The organism is Pseudomonas sp. NFACC13-1 (assembly GCF_900104425.1).
GTDB lineage: Bacteria > Pseudomonadota > Gammaproteobacteria > Pseudomonadales > Pseudomonadaceae > Aquipseudomonas > Aquipseudomonas fluorescens_AA.
The window spans coordinates 13,514-26,878 of record NZ_FMXV01000032.1 but is presented as its reverse complement, the minus strand read 5'-3'; the positions used below and the strand labels follow the sequence as shown (position 1 = coordinate 26,878).

Here is a 13,365-nt window from a genome sequence, read left to right as displayed (position 1 = left end):
AGATGACAGCCCTCCGGGCCCTTCGTCTTACAGGTTGATCGGGTACTGAGTGATGAACCTGACGTCGTCGACGTCGCCACTGAACGAGTTGCGATAGGTCGCCTGGCGCAGGCGGAATGACAGGTTTTTCAACGGTCCGCTCTGTATCACGTAGGCCGCTTCCAGATCGCGCTCCCATTCGTTTTGGTTGGAGGCACCGTTGGCCAGGCTGATGTTGTCGCCCTTGATGTAGCGGGCAAAAACGTCAAGTCCGGGCAGGCCGAACGCGGCAAAGTTGAAGTCGTAGCGTGCTTGCCACGAACGCTCATCTTCACGCGTGAACTCGGCGTATTGCACGTAGTTGGCCAGGTAATCGGTGTTGCCCCCATCGGTATAGAACACATAGCCGTTCTTACCGGTTATCGCCTGGTAAGCCAGGGTCACCTTATGGGAACCATAGGCATAGGCACCCTTGAGGCTGAACGAGTTGCTGTCGATTACACCACCGTTTTCCGCGCCGACGCTCTTCTGGTTATAGAAGCGAAAATCGGTGGAGAATGTCTGTTTGGTATCGATCGGTTTGACCCAGCTCAGCCCCGCGTATTTCTTCTTCCACAGGTCTTGGACATCAGAGGCATAGAGCGCGCCAGTGAGGTTGGGGGTGAAGTTGTAAGTGGCGCCCACCACATCCGCCTTCGTCATGGCGCCGGCGTTGTGGGCACTCTGGTTATAGGCGCTCAGGGAGGTGAGATGCGCCACGTCCACGCGCAGGTTGTCGATTTCCTTGCTGCTCAGGTAGAAGCCTTCTGTGGTTTCCGGCAGCAAACGACTGTCGCCGGTTGAGAAAACCGGCAGATTGAGCGTTTGCCCGCCGTATTTGAGCACCGTCTTGGAGATCCTCACCTTGACTGCCCCCGCAGCCCGCGAGTAGTTGTCCGCCGCATGATCCACGCCCGCGACATGGTTACCGCTGCTCGGCAGCAAGCCGCTGCCGATACGGTCAGAACTGCTATCGAGTTTCATACCGTAAAGGCCAATTGCATCGATACCGAAGCCAACCGTTCCAGGGGTGAACCCTGAGGTAAATGTGCCGATGAAGCCCTGCGCCCACTCTTCGCGATAGCTTTGCGCTGTGGATGGCGCATTGCGAAAGTCGCGGTTGAAGTAGAAGTTTCGCGCGACGATCGAGGTGGTGCTGTCCTTGAAGAAGGGATTGTCCTGAATGTCATCCCCAAACGCCGCGCCGGAAATAGCCGCGCACAGCGTTGCACTGCCGAATACAAAAGCCGATCTCATGGTTGTAAGCCCTATCAAATAATCAGCAGATGGCGAAGTCGAAGAAGTGTTGTTTTTGTTATTGGCATCCCTGCTTCTTGCTTATGAATCAGAGCGTTTCGGACACCTCGCAAATGCTGAGGATGGCCAGGATGTAGATGCGCACCATGTCCAGGTAGTCGCGCTTGTGCACGCGCTCATCGGGCATGGTGTTGAATTTGCCCCCAGGGCCACAGACGACGCCTTGCATGCCAAGGCGCTGGTAGAAGTGAGCGGCGTCGGTGCCAAAATAGGCGGGCGGGGTAATGATGCCGGTCGGCTGGGGCTCGCCCCGCACCTGCTGGTAGGCAGCGTTCACAGCCTTGACGATCAGCGAGTCGTGGGACACCTCGAACGGTGGCATCAGCGGCTGATTGTCACTGTCATTGATCAACGTTGCCTGCAGGCCGGGAAACTGCTCGCAGAGCTGATCGAGCAGGCGTTGCAGATCCGCCAGCACTGATTCCACGGTTTGCCCCGGGGTGTAGCGGGCTGAGCCGCGCAGGCGCAGGAAGTCTGCGACTTGCGGTGGACGCCACTCTTCGAGGTCTCGGCCAAGGGCGCCACGGATCACACCGATATGCCCGCGATTGACCTGGGCATGTTCCGGCGAGCGTGCTCCGCTGAAGGTGATGCCGTTGATCTGTGGTATCAGTTGCACGGCGGCGGTGATCACGTCGACCGCTTCTTCGCGCTTGGACAGGTGACGGGTGTCGCCGGTCAGTTCGATGACGAACATCAGCGAGCCTACGTGCAGAGTCACGGCCTGCAGGTCGGTGGGTTCGGAGTTGATGAAGTAGTCAGCCTTCACCCCCTGTTCAATGGCGGCGATGGTGCCGATTCCGCCCTGTAACTCACCCACCACGTAGGTCAGGATCACGTCGCCCTTGAGCTTGATGCCGGCGTCGATCAGGGTTTTCAACGCACAGAAATAGGCGGCATCGCCGGCCTTCATGTTCGACACGCCTATCCCATAGATGAACTCGTCATCAATCTTTCCCTCCCACGGATCCACGGTCCACCCTTCGGTCACCGGGTTGGTGTCAAGGTGACCGTTGAACAACAGGCTGTGACCGCCACCCTTGCCCTTGAGCGTGCCGATGGCATTCAGACGCTCGCCGGGCACGGGCATCAGCTCGGTGTGCAGGCCCAGTTCCTGCATCTGGCCGGCCATGTATTCGGCCAACTGTCGTTCTTCAGGGGTGGCGCTGTAGCTTTTGTGCTGCACCATGCGCGCGAGAAAATCCAGGCAGTACGTCTCGTCAATTCGGTCTAGCAGCGTGTCAGGCGTCATGAAGGGAATCCAATTCGTTCAAAGGCTGCGGCACTGCATCGAGCAGGGCGCGGGTATAGGGATGAGTGGCCTGGGCGGCCATGCCCACCGCCGGCAGAATCTCCAGCAGGTCGCCGCGGTACATCACACCGATGCGGTGGGCGATCTGGCGAATCAGGTTGAGGTCATGGGTGATGAACAGGTAGGCGGTGCCGTGCTGGCGTCGCAGCTCCAGGAGCAACTCGATCACCGTGGCCTGCACCGAGACGTCGAGGGCGGCGGTGATTTCATCGCAGATCACCAGTTCCGGTCGGGCGGCAAAGGCACGGGCGATCGCCACGCGCTGCTTTTGCCCACCGGACAGCTCGTGGGGATAGCGGCTGACAAAGTCTTCGGGCAGGCGCACTTCGCGCAGCAGGCGGGCAATCGCCTGGGCTTCATTTTCACCCTCGCTCAGGCCGTACAGACGCAACGGCCGCGAGAGGATCTGGCCGATGGTCTGCCGTGGGTTCAACGATGCATCCGGGTGCTGGAAGATAATCTGCACCTTGCGCCGGTAGTCGCGGTTCATTTGCGCCGGGCCATGGATCGGCGCCCCATCGAAATGCACCGCTCCGGTGAACAGGGTCAAGCCGGTGAGGGCTTTGGCCAGGGTCGACTTGCCGGAGCCGGACTCGCCAACGATGCCGAGGATTTCACCGCGCACCATGCTCAGGTTCATGTCGCGAGCACCCATGGACGGCACCGATTTGCGCCGCAACAGGCTGTCGAGCAGGGCGGGGCGACCATAGCGCACGTTGAGGCCGCTGACGCGCAACAGGGGCTCGCCGCTGGCCGTCGGTTCGTCCAGCAAGCGCTTGTCGGCGGCTGGCACCGCCGCCACCAGGCGTTGTGTATAGGCATCCTTCGGCGCGCTGAAAATGCGACCGCCACGGGCTTGTTCGACGATGCGCCCCTGGTTGAGTACGCACACTCGGTCAGCGACTTGCGACACCAGCGCCAGGTCGTGGGAGATATACAACGAGGCAACCCCGGTTTCTTCCCGCAGGCGACGAAACAGCTGCAGGATTTGCGCGGAGCTGATGACATCGAGGGCGGTGGTCGGCTCATCGAAAATCAAGCATTGCGGGCGACAGGCAAAGGCGGTCGCAATCAGCACACGCTGTTTTTCTCCCCCCGAGGCTTCGTGGGGAAAGCGCTTCATCATGGCCGCCGGGTCTTTAAGGTCGACGTCGGCCAGTAGTTGTTCGCCCAGGGCCCACGCGTCGCGATAGCTCAGGTTACGGTGGCGGGTGAGGACTTCCACCACCTGCTCGCCCAGGCTCAGCGTCGGATTGAGGGAGGCGCTGGGGTCCTGGAAAATCATTCCCAGGCGGCCACCGCGAAGTTGTTCGACCTGGCGCTGGGGCATCTGTAGCAGGTTCTCGCCTTGCAAACGGATACTGCCGCCGATTTCCCGCGCGTTGCCGGCCAGGTAACGCATGATTGCCCAGCCGAGGGTGGTCTTGCCCGAACCGGACTCGCCCACCAGCCCGACCACTTCGCCGGCCGCTACGCTGAAGTCGATGTTTTGCAGGACGTGCAGGGCGCCGCCGGGCAATTGATAGTCGAGGCTGTAATCCGCCACTTCCAATACGGTACTCATGAGCGCTGCCCCTTTGGATTGAGGGCATCGCGCAAGCCATCGCCCAACAGATTGAAACCGATCGCCAGAGTGGCGATGGCCAGGCCCGGCATGAGCATCATCCACGGTGCCTGGAAGAAATAGCGCCGCGCCTCGGCGACCATCAGTCCCCATTCCGGCTGCGGCGGTTGCGCGCCCAGCCCGAGGAAGCTGAGGGTGGCGAAAAGCATGATGGCGAAGGCCACGCGTATGGTCGCTTCGACGATGATCGGCGCGACGATGTTAGGCAGCATTTCGCGCACCACGATGTAGCCCGTCGATTCGCCTCGGGCGATAGCGGCATTCACGTAGTCCTGGCGCCGGGCGGCGAGAGCGACGCTGCGGGCGATGCGCGCCATGCTCGGGATGAAGGCAATGGTGATCGCCAATACGGCGTTGAAGTCGCTGCGACCCAGGGTGCTGACGATCAGAAGGGCGAACAAGAGGGTAGGGATCGACATCACCGCATCGAGGGTGCGCATCAGCGCTTCGTCGATGCGTCCGCCGAGGTAACCGCTGACGGTGCCCAACAGCGCACCGATGAGCATCGCCATGGCGGTGGCCATGACCGACAGCGAGATCGTCGCGCGGGCGCCGATCAGCAGGCGGCTGAAGATGTCGCGGCCCAGTTGATCCGTGCCGAACCAGTGCACCATGCCCGGCGCCTTGTAGCGCGCGAGAATCGAAATGGCTTCAGGGTCGAAAGGCGCCAGCGCCGGGCCCGCGCACACCAACACCACCGCCAGCAGCAGGATCAGGCTGCCGAGAAAACCCTGGGGAGTCGCCAGCAGGCGATAAAAAACATTACGCATATTGAATTCGCCGGTCGAGATAGGCATAGGTCAGGTCAGCCACGAAGTTGACCAGGCAGTAGGTGGCGGCAAGGATCAACACGCCCCCCTGAATCGCCGGCAGGTCGCGGGCGGCTACCGCTACCAGCAGTTCGCGGCCGATGCCTGGGATGTTGAAGATCTCTTCGACCACCACAATCCCGCCCAGCAGGTAGCCGACGTCCAGGGCGACAATGGTGATGGTCGGCAGCAAACCGTTGCGCAACGCATGGCGCAGCAGCACCCGGCGCCGCGACAGGCCCTTGAGGCGTGCGGCGCGGATGTAGTCGGTTTCCAGCACGTCGATCATTTCCGAGCGCACCATGCGCGACACATGGGCCACCATGATCATCGACACCGTCAGCGTCGGCAGGATCAGATGACGAATGCCCTCGCTGAAGTTGTCGCCGAGGGGCACATAACCGGTCGCTGGCAACAGTTGCCAGACATCGGCGAACAGCAGGATCAGCAGCGTGGCCGTCACAAACTCCGGCAATGACACGCCGATGTACGACAGCACACCGATGATCAGGTCCACCGGACGCCCACGGCGCACGGCGGCGACGATGCCCAGCGGGATCGCAATCATCAGCATCAACAGCAATGAACAACCCGCCAACAACAGCGAACGGCCGAGGGCATCGATCAGCGAGCCAAGCACCGGCTGGCCGTTGCGCATCGACACGCCCAGGTCGCCTTGCAGCACAGCCATCAGCCAATGGCTGAATTGCAGCCAGGCGGGCTGATCCAGGCCGAGCCTGGCGCGCAGGGCGGCCAAGGCTTCGGGCGTGGCGCTTTGGCCCAGTAGCGTAACCGCCGCATCGGCTGGCAGTAGTTGGGTAATCGCGAAGACCAACAGTGAAACGATCAGTAAGGTGTACACCACCAACAGCAATCGCTTGGTCAGGTAAGCAGCAGTCACAGGTTCATCCTCGGTTCATCCGCGCTTTGGAGCACTGTCGTCAAGCCAGGCCTGGTCCAGACGGAAGACTGCGCCGCGTGGATGCAGTTGATAGCCCTGGACGTAAGTGCGCTGGGCGGCCAGCACGTCGAAGAAGGTGGGGATCAGTGACGGCACTTGTTCGTGCATCAACTGTTGCGCGGTGGCGTACAGCGCGGTGCGCTTGACCGGGTCGTCGGTGCCACGGGCGGCGGCCACGGCAGCGTCGAAATCGGTGTTGTTCCAGCGGGTTTCGTTCCAGGCCGCATCCGAGGTGTACAGCAGCGAGAAAACCGCATCGGCCGAAGGCTGCATGTTGTAGAACCCGACGTAGAAGTTGCCCTTTTTCCATACCTGCTCCAGGTAGGTGCTGTTGGCCATGGTCGCGACGGTGATGTTGAAACCGGCAGGCTTGGCCATTTCGCGTACGGCAATCCCCAGTTGGGTACGCGTGGAGGGTTTGTCCGAGGCCACCAGGGTAATGTCCAGTCCGTTGGGGTAACCCGCGTCGGCCAGCAGTTTTTTCGCCTGGGTCAGGTTGGCTTGGCGCAGCGCGATGTCCGTGTGATAGCGGTAGGCGGCATTCAGCGGCGTGTCGTTGCCCGGCGTGCCAAAGCCTTCGGCGACAAAGTCGACCAGGGCCGAACGGTCGACGCACAGCGACAACGCCTGGCGCACGCGCACGTCATTAAAAGGCGGCTGGTCGCAAGCCATGTTGATGTTCAGGAACTGCCCGGACGCCACGCGCAGGCCTTTGACACCGTTGGCCTCGTTGAGTCGGCTGAATTCGGTTGCCTGGGCCGAGAGCATCAGGTCGATATCGCCGGACATCAACGCCGAGCCTTCCGAGGCCGGGTCGGGGTAGACGCGGATTTCGACGCGGTCCAGGTGCGGGCGTTGCGGGTCGTAGAAGTGTTCGTTGCGGGTAACCACCACCATACGTTCCGGCTCGAACGACACCAGCTTGAACGGCCCGGTACCCACGGCTTCGCGAGACAGTCGCGCCATGTCGCTTTGCAGGATCGCGGCCGGCACGATCTTGGCGTCCGGGTAGGCAAGGCTTACCGGCAAGTCGGCATAGGGGGCGGAGGTGGTCAGCTTGACGTGCAGGTCGTCCAGCGCCTCGACGCGCTTGATCGGGCCGATGTTGCGCAGGCCAGGGGAGGCGGTTTTAGGGTCGAGCACGGCTTGCAGGCTGGCGGCGACGTCCTTGGCGGTGCAGGCGCTGCCATCGTGGAAGCGCAGGTTGCCGCGCAGGGTGAAGGTCCATTCGGTGAGGTCAGCGTTGTGGCTCCAGGACTGCGCCAGGTCGGGTTCGGCCTGCATGTCCTGGCTCAGGCGGGTGAGGCCGTTGTAGAGCAATTCACTGAGCAGATACTCGGGGTTGACCCTGGCCAGCAGCGGGTTGAGCATGCCGACCGCCTGGTCGACGCTGATGCGCAAGGTCCCACCTTTTTGCGCAGTCGCAGCGGCCCACAAGGTCGAGGAAAACGGCAGCATGGCGGTGCCGGTGACAATGGCGGAAGTGGTCAGGAAGCGACGGCGGTTCAGCCTGAAGACGGTGTTCATGGCAATACTCCACATGACAATGAGAGAAGCGTGGGGCAGCTACGTAAAAAAGCCGATGACCAGTCTTGGCGCCAGTCTTCGGGGGCTCATCGCTCAGCCAGACTGTGCGGCGGTGATGGTTTGCGGGGTGAAATCTTCGGCCAGGTAGGCAAGGATCGATTGCGCCAGGGCAACCAGATCGCTGCGCGTGGTGTATTCGTCGGCGGCATGTATTCGGCTTTCCGGGCGTATCAGCCCGCCCAGCAGGATTTCCTGAATCCCGGCTTGCTGGACCCAGCCCATGTCCGAACTGCTGGAGGAGCCGTAGCACTGGAATTGTTCTGCGGTAAAACCGAAGCCAACTCCCAGCGCCGCCTGCCAACGTGGCCAGTGCGGCCCTGTCGGGTCGGCGACCGGCGCCAGATGGCCGATCACTTCGTGCTCCACGGACAATGCTTGGGTACCGGCCATGGCGGTGTCGATGCATTGTTGCAACTCGGCCATCACCGACTCGAACGGTTCTTGCGGTGCGTAGCGACGATTGATCAATATCTCGAACTGCGCCGGGACGGTAGAGCCTTTGCTGCCTCCGTGGGCGGCGGCGAGGGTCATGCGTGAAATCAGCGGCGCGCCGTTGTAGTGGGGCGGCGCCGGCATCGGCCAGGCGCGCTTTTGCACCTGTTGTTTCAGGCCGTACAGGGCATCGAGCAGCGGCAGGCTCTGTTCGATAGCGTTGATTGCATCCACCGGTTCACCGGAATGGGATGAGCGCCCCTTCACGGTAATCTTCAAGTCAATGCTGCCGAAGCATCCAGCCCAGATACGCGGCGCGGCCCCTCCGTTAAAGCTGAGGATGTGCCCTTCAACAAGTTGCTGTTCGGCCAGATAACGAATGCCGGGATACAGACCGCCTTCTTCATCGGTGCACAGCAACAGGGACGGGCAGAAGCGCAGCGGCAGGTCGAAGCGTTGGGCAGCGCGCAGGGCGGCGAGGGTAGCGGCCACGCTGCCTTTCATGTCGGCGGTGCCGCGCCCGATCAGCTTGCCGTCGACTTCGGTCAGTTGCAGCGGCGGCTGGGTCCAGCCATCGCCTGGCGGTACGGTGTCGACGTGAAAGTACAGGCTGCACACTTCCTGTTCGCCGGCCTGGCGTGCGATCAGGTTGATGCGCTCGCCATGGGCTTCACCGCTGCGAGTCTGCCACAACGCTTCTGGCACGGTGACACGGTGGGTCTGCAGGCCCAGCGGCGCGACAAGCGTTTCCATGAGGTCGGCAAACGCGCCGTAGCCCGCGCCGGGTGGAAAACAGGTGTCGACTGCGATCATTCGTTGCAGATCATCGATCAGCGAATCATGATCCGCCTCGATCGACTCGAGTGCCTGCGTCAGAGCTGCATGGGAGGGCATTTTTGAGTCTCGTTGTATTTCTATATAGTTTATAGTTAAGTATCTCGATAGAGCCCGTCAAGGAAAAAATATGACCGATAGCAACGCGCCGTCTGCGCCTGCCAGTTCTTTTTCGCGCCTGAGCGAGCACGACAGTGCGCCACTCTATGAGGTGGTAAAGCGACATATCTCGGAAGCGATCCTTCTCGGGGAGTGGCCCAGCGGCACGGTCATACCCAGCGAGAATGCCTTGGCCAATGACTTTGGCGTATCGGTTGGGACGGTGCGGCGTGCGCTGGCGGAGTTGGTGTCGGAGGGAATGCTGATGCGTCGGCGCAAGACCGGTACGGTAGTGACGGGCTGGGCGCCTCTGCATAACCTGCGCTACTTCTTCCAGTATTTCCGTCTGCACAACAAGGAAGGCGCACTGCTGAAGTCGCGCACTGCCTTGCTCGATTACCAAATGGGCGAGGCCACCGCGCTGGATGCGCAAAAGCTGTTGATCGATGAGGGCAGCCCCGTCTATCGCTTGCACCGCTTGCGCAGCATTGACGGTGTGGCAGCGATGCACGAACGGTTTACCGTCGTCGCCAGCAAAGTGCCAAACTTTCCCGGCCCCGATGAGTTGCCAGAATTGCTCTACCGTTATCTGCTTGAACAGTACGGGCTAAGGGTGGCTGCAGTGCGCGAGCAACTGACCGCGGGGCTGGCCAATGATGAGGATTGCCGCTTGCTGGAATTGACCTCGCCACACGCGGTGATGATTATCGACGCCGTGTCGTTCGACCAGGCTGCGACACCGGTCATGATGACCCATCAGCGTGTCAGTACCGAGCACTTCATGTACGTCAATGAAATCCGTTAGGTCGTGATCAATGGGTGAACTGGGGGATCTGGTTCGACCGATTGTCTCGTGGTTGACCACTGCAAGTCTTGAGCGAGATCGCTCGCAACACCTGGAAGCCAAGGTCGTGTCTTTAAGCTATTTGCCTATGCCCTCGACCCATTGCGGGCGGCTGCGTTCTGGCACCAGAGCGAGTGGCTCGTCGGCGAACGCTACTGAAGCGACAGTGCCTGATTCCCTTCGCAATGACGTCCGCCCCGTGCGACGTCCGTGTGACCACACAAGATGTGTTGCGCGCACGCTGGCGTTTGCCAGAGGCTGCGCTAGCCCATTTGTCGGATGGCTTTTATTTCCAAGCGTTCTGGTCGATATCCCGGAATGACAGCAGCACCGTATCGACCTTTTTAAGAGAATAAAAAAATGAACATCAGGACTATGAACCTCGCTCCCAGGTTTGCCACGTTCTTCTCGCTCATTGTCCTGGTGGTTTTTGCTCTAGGCATCGTCGCCCTATTGCAAATGGGGAAGCTTCGAGATTCGGAGCAGGATGTTGAAACCAACTGGATGGCGAGCACCCGCGAGACCAGCAAGATGCAGACAGGCATTTTGCGCCTGCGTCTTGAAAGCATCCGCATCACCGTGATCACCGACGAACAACAGCGCCAGCCCCGCATTGCTGCGTTGAGCGGCTACCGCAGCACGCTGCAGGACGCCATCAGCCATTACGAACCCTTAATCACGGGTCCGACTGAGCGTGAACTGTACCTGGCCGTGTCCAACGATGTGCAGCAGTATTTCAAACTGTTGGATGAGCTGGAGCCGATGCTGCGCAGTGGTGACAATGCCGCAGCCATCACCCTGATCAATACCCGCATCAGCCCTATGACCAACGCCCTGCAGGACAAGATGGACAAGCTCTCGAACTTTAACGAGGAGGGCGCCAAGCGTGCGGGCCTGGACGCCGCCTCCACCTACAGCAATGGCGTGACGCTGGTAATTGGCCTGCTGGTGGTAACCGTGGTACTCACCGTAGCGCTGGCTGCGGTGCTGACCCGAAGCATCACGTCGCCCATCGGCGATGCCTTGGCTGTGGCTGAGCGCATCGCCGGTAGTGACCTTTCCCGGGAGGTCTCGATCAATGGCGGCGATGAAGCCGGCCGCCTGCTGGCCGCTCTGGCGAAGATGCAGGGCAACCTGCGGGAAACCATCGCGCGCATCGCTGATTCCTCCACCCAACTGGCGTCGGCCTCTGAAGAAATGACCGCGGTGACCGAAGACGCCAGCCGCGGTTTGGTACGGCAGAACGACGAGGTCAATCAGGCTGCCACCGCGGTGACCGAAATGAGCGCCGCTGTGGACGAGGTGGCACGCAATGCCGAGGCCGCCGCCCAATCTTCCCGCGAATCAATGGAGTTCACCCGCTCGGGTATCGAGAACGTGGCGCAAACCCTCAAAGCCATCGAAGGTCTGGCCAACAACGTGGCCACCACCGGTGAACAGGTCAAGGCCTTGTCAGGCAGGGCACAGGACATCAGCAAGGTGGTCGAGGTGATTCGAGCCATTGCCGAGCAGACCAACCTGCTGGCGCTGAACGCGGCCATTGAAGCCGCTCGGGCCGGGGAGCAGGGCCGTGGCTTCGCGGTGGTGGCCGATGAGGTGCGGGCATTGGCCCATCGCACCCAGCAGTCGACGCAGGAAATCGAACAGATGATCAGCGCGATCCAGACCGACTCGACCCACGCGGTGAGCGCCATGAACGTCAGCGCCCAGATGGCCAGCAGTTCCATCTCGGTGGCGCAGAATGCCGACCTCTCGCTCAAGCAGATCGCCGAGACCATAGCCCAGATCAACGAACGCAACCTGCTGATCGCCACCGCCTCCGAAGAGCAAGCCCAGGTGGCCCGCGAGGCTGACCAGAACCTGACCAGCATCCGCGAACTGTCAATCCAGAGCTCGGCAGGCGCCAGCCAGACCGCCAGCGCCTGCAGTGAGATGGCAAACCTGGCAATTGAACTCAATCATCTAGTGGCGCGCTTCAAGGTCTGAGGGTAGGCGAAGGGCTGTACCGCCCGTGGTGGCCGGCTGAAAACGACCCCATGCTGCCGGTTGTGACAGGCAGCATGGGGTCAATCTCGCCCGTCCGCTGCGTCGGCAGCCGTGGCAGCCCATCTTTGAGATAGGCATACGGATCATGCCCATGCATGCGTGCTTAGATATCCAGGCAAATTTTACCGAAGTGCTGGTTGGTTTCCTGATACTTGAACGCTTCGACAATCTCGCTCAAAGGGAAATGACGATCGATAATCGGGCGCATGCCATTAGCATTGATGGCTCGGATCATGTCCTGCTGCTGGCTGCGGCTACCCACCAATACACCCTGCAGACGCACTTGCTTGATCAGTGCCGGTACAAAATTCATTGCACCGCTTACGCCACTCAATATGCCGATGACGGAGATGTGACCAGCAACCCGAACTGCATTCATCGATTGCTCCAGCGTCGCAGGGCCGCCGACTTCGATGATGTGGTCAACACCACGGCCACCCGTTAGCGCGCGTGCAGTTTCGCCCCAGTTGAGGTCTTTGCGGTAATTGATCACATGATCAGCACCTAGCGCTTTCAAACGTTCAAGTTTTTCGTCGCTTGAAGAGGTCGCAATAACGGTGGCACCGGCCATTTTAGCGAACTGCAGGGCGAAAATTGAAACGCCACCCGTGCCTTGGACGAGCACCGTGTCGCCCGGCTTGAGTGAGTCATCGGCCATCAGGGCGCGCCAAGCAGTAAGGCCGGCGGTGGTAAGCGTCGACGCTTCAGCATGGCTGTAGCCAATAGGCGCGAGGGTGAACGATGTGGCGTTGGCCGTCACCTGCTCGCGAGCGTAGCCGTCAATGCCATCACCTGGCACGCTGACAAAGCCTTCAACCAGCGGTACACCGTTGATCCATTCCGGGAAGAAGGTGCTGACGACCGAGTCACCCACCTTGAATTCAGTGACATCTGGGCCGACAGCAATGACTTCACCTGCACCATCGGCCATGGGGATGCGTTTTTCGCTAGGGCCCCACATACCGCTGACCACCGCGAAGTCGTGGTAGTTGAGCGAGTTGGCATGAAGGCGCACGGTGATTTCACCACGCGCTGCGGCTCGGACTTCGCTGCTGCCAACCACAACCTTTTCATAGCCGCCACCGGGTTCAACGAAGATAGTTTTGCTGCTCATAGAGTTTTCCTCATGTTTTCTCATTACGCGAAATAACGAAATGAAAGTTTAAAAATTACAATTCGATGATCAGCCTGGCCGCAAAGTCATCAATCGCCTGCTCATTGCGCCGGTAGTAGGTCCACTTTCCGATGCGGGTGGTCAGCACGAAGCCTGCACGTTGCAAGATAGCTAGATGTGCAGACGCGGTAGAAGGTGAAAGCCCGGCCTTGTGCTGCAAATGGGTGACGCACACGCCTATCGCGGGATCGCCATGATCCTGAGGGGGGAAATTACTGAGTGGGTCTTTGAGCCACTCCATCATTTGCATGCGAGTGTCATTGCCCAGGGCTTTGAGCTGTTCGAGTATCATGGGCGGCGATGTTACG

11 protein-coding genes and 1 pseudogene are annotated in these 13,365 nt (G+C 60.6%); 2 read left to right on the top strand and 10 right to left on the bottom strand.

What is annotated here, in order from left to right; all coding sequences use genetic code 11:
- Positions 1-27: 27 nt before the first annotated feature.
- The 7 genes from BLQ55_RS27295 to BLQ55_RS27265 form a co-directional block, all read right to left on the bottom strand.
- Positions 28-1,275, bottom strand: a complete 1,248-nt coding sequence (locus BLQ55_RS27295) for an OprD family porin (protein ID WP_092258492.1) — start codon at positions 1,273-1,275, stop codon at positions 28-30.
- Positions 1,276-1,363: 88 nt separating this feature from the next.
- Positions 1,364-2,587: a M20 family metallopeptidase gene (locus BLQ55_RS27290; protein ID WP_092205174.1), complete on the bottom strand. Its 1,224-nt coding sequence runs from the start codon at positions 2,585-2,587 to the stop codon at positions 1,364-1,366.
- Complete coding sequence (gene nikE / locus BLQ55_RS27285; RefSeq protein ID WP_092258489.1) at positions 2,577-4,211, bottom strand: nickel ABC transporter ATP-binding protein NikE; 1,635 nt, start codon at positions 4,209-4,211, stop codon at positions 2,577-2,579. The genes BLQ55_RS27290 and nikE overlap by 11 nt, the downstream gene beginning before the upstream one ends.
- The gene (locus tag BLQ55_RS27280) at positions 4,208-5,041 is read right to left on the bottom strand and encodes an ABC transporter permease (RefSeq protein ID WP_092258486.1); all 834 of its coding nucleotides are present in this window, start codon (positions 5,039-5,041) and stop codon (positions 4,208-4,210) included. Before BLQ55_RS27280 ends, nikE begins: the two co-directional genes overlap by 4 nt.
- Complete coding sequence (locus tag BLQ55_RS27275; protein ID WP_092258483.1) at positions 5,034-5,981, bottom strand: ABC transporter permease; 948 nt, start codon at positions 5,979-5,981, stop codon at positions 5,034-5,036. Before BLQ55_RS27275 ends, BLQ55_RS27280 begins: the two co-directional genes overlap by 8 nt.
- A gap of 15 nt (positions 5,982-5,996) precedes the next feature.
- Entirely contained in the window at positions 5,997-7,568 is a 1,572-nt protein-coding gene (locus BLQ55_RS27270) for an ABC transporter substrate-binding protein (RefSeq protein WP_092205170.1), read from the bottom strand.
- A gap of 93 nt (positions 7,569-7,661) precedes the next feature.
- On the bottom strand, positions 7,662-8,954 hold the full coding sequence (locus BLQ55_RS27265) for a M20 family metallopeptidase (protein WP_092205169.1): 1,293 nt from the start codon (positions 8,952-8,954) through the stop codon (positions 7,662-7,664).
- A gap of 70 nt (positions 8,955-9,024) precedes the next feature.
- Here BLQ55_RS27265 and BLQ55_RS27260 point away from each other — a divergent pair, with 70 nt between their 5' ends.
- Both BLQ55_RS27260 and BLQ55_RS27255 read left to right on the top strand, forming a co-directional pair.
- Entirely contained in the window at positions 9,025-9,798 is a 774-nt protein-coding gene (locus BLQ55_RS27260) for a GntR family transcriptional regulator (RefSeq protein WP_092258481.1), read from the top strand.
- Between the two features lie 399 nt (positions 9,799-10,197).
- Entirely contained in the window at positions 10,198-11,823 is a 1,626-nt protein-coding gene (locus tag BLQ55_RS27255; protein WP_092258478.1) for a methyl-accepting chemotaxis protein, read from the top strand.
- Here BLQ55_RS27255 and BLQ55_RS32625 read toward each other — a convergent pair.
- The 3 genes and pseudogenes from BLQ55_RS32625 to BLQ55_RS27245 form a co-directional block, all read right to left on the bottom strand.
- Positions 11,813-11,986: pseudogene (locus BLQ55_RS32625) on the bottom strand (transposase domain-containing protein); the annotation flags it as partial. The gene BLQ55_RS27255 and the pseudogene BLQ55_RS32625 overlap by 11 nt on opposite strands.
- Complete coding sequence (locus tag BLQ55_RS27250) at positions 11,987-12,997, bottom strand: zinc-dependent alcohol dehydrogenase family protein (RefSeq protein WP_092258475.1); 1,011 nt, start codon at positions 12,995-12,997, stop codon at positions 11,987-11,989.
- Between the two features lie 55 nt (positions 12,998-13,052).
- Positions 13,053-13,349: an ArsR/SmtB family transcription factor gene (locus BLQ55_RS27245; RefSeq protein WP_072405141.1), complete on the bottom strand. Its 297-nt coding sequence runs from the start codon at positions 13,347-13,349 to the stop codon at positions 13,053-13,055.
- Positions 13,350-13,365: the final 16 nt, after the last annotated feature.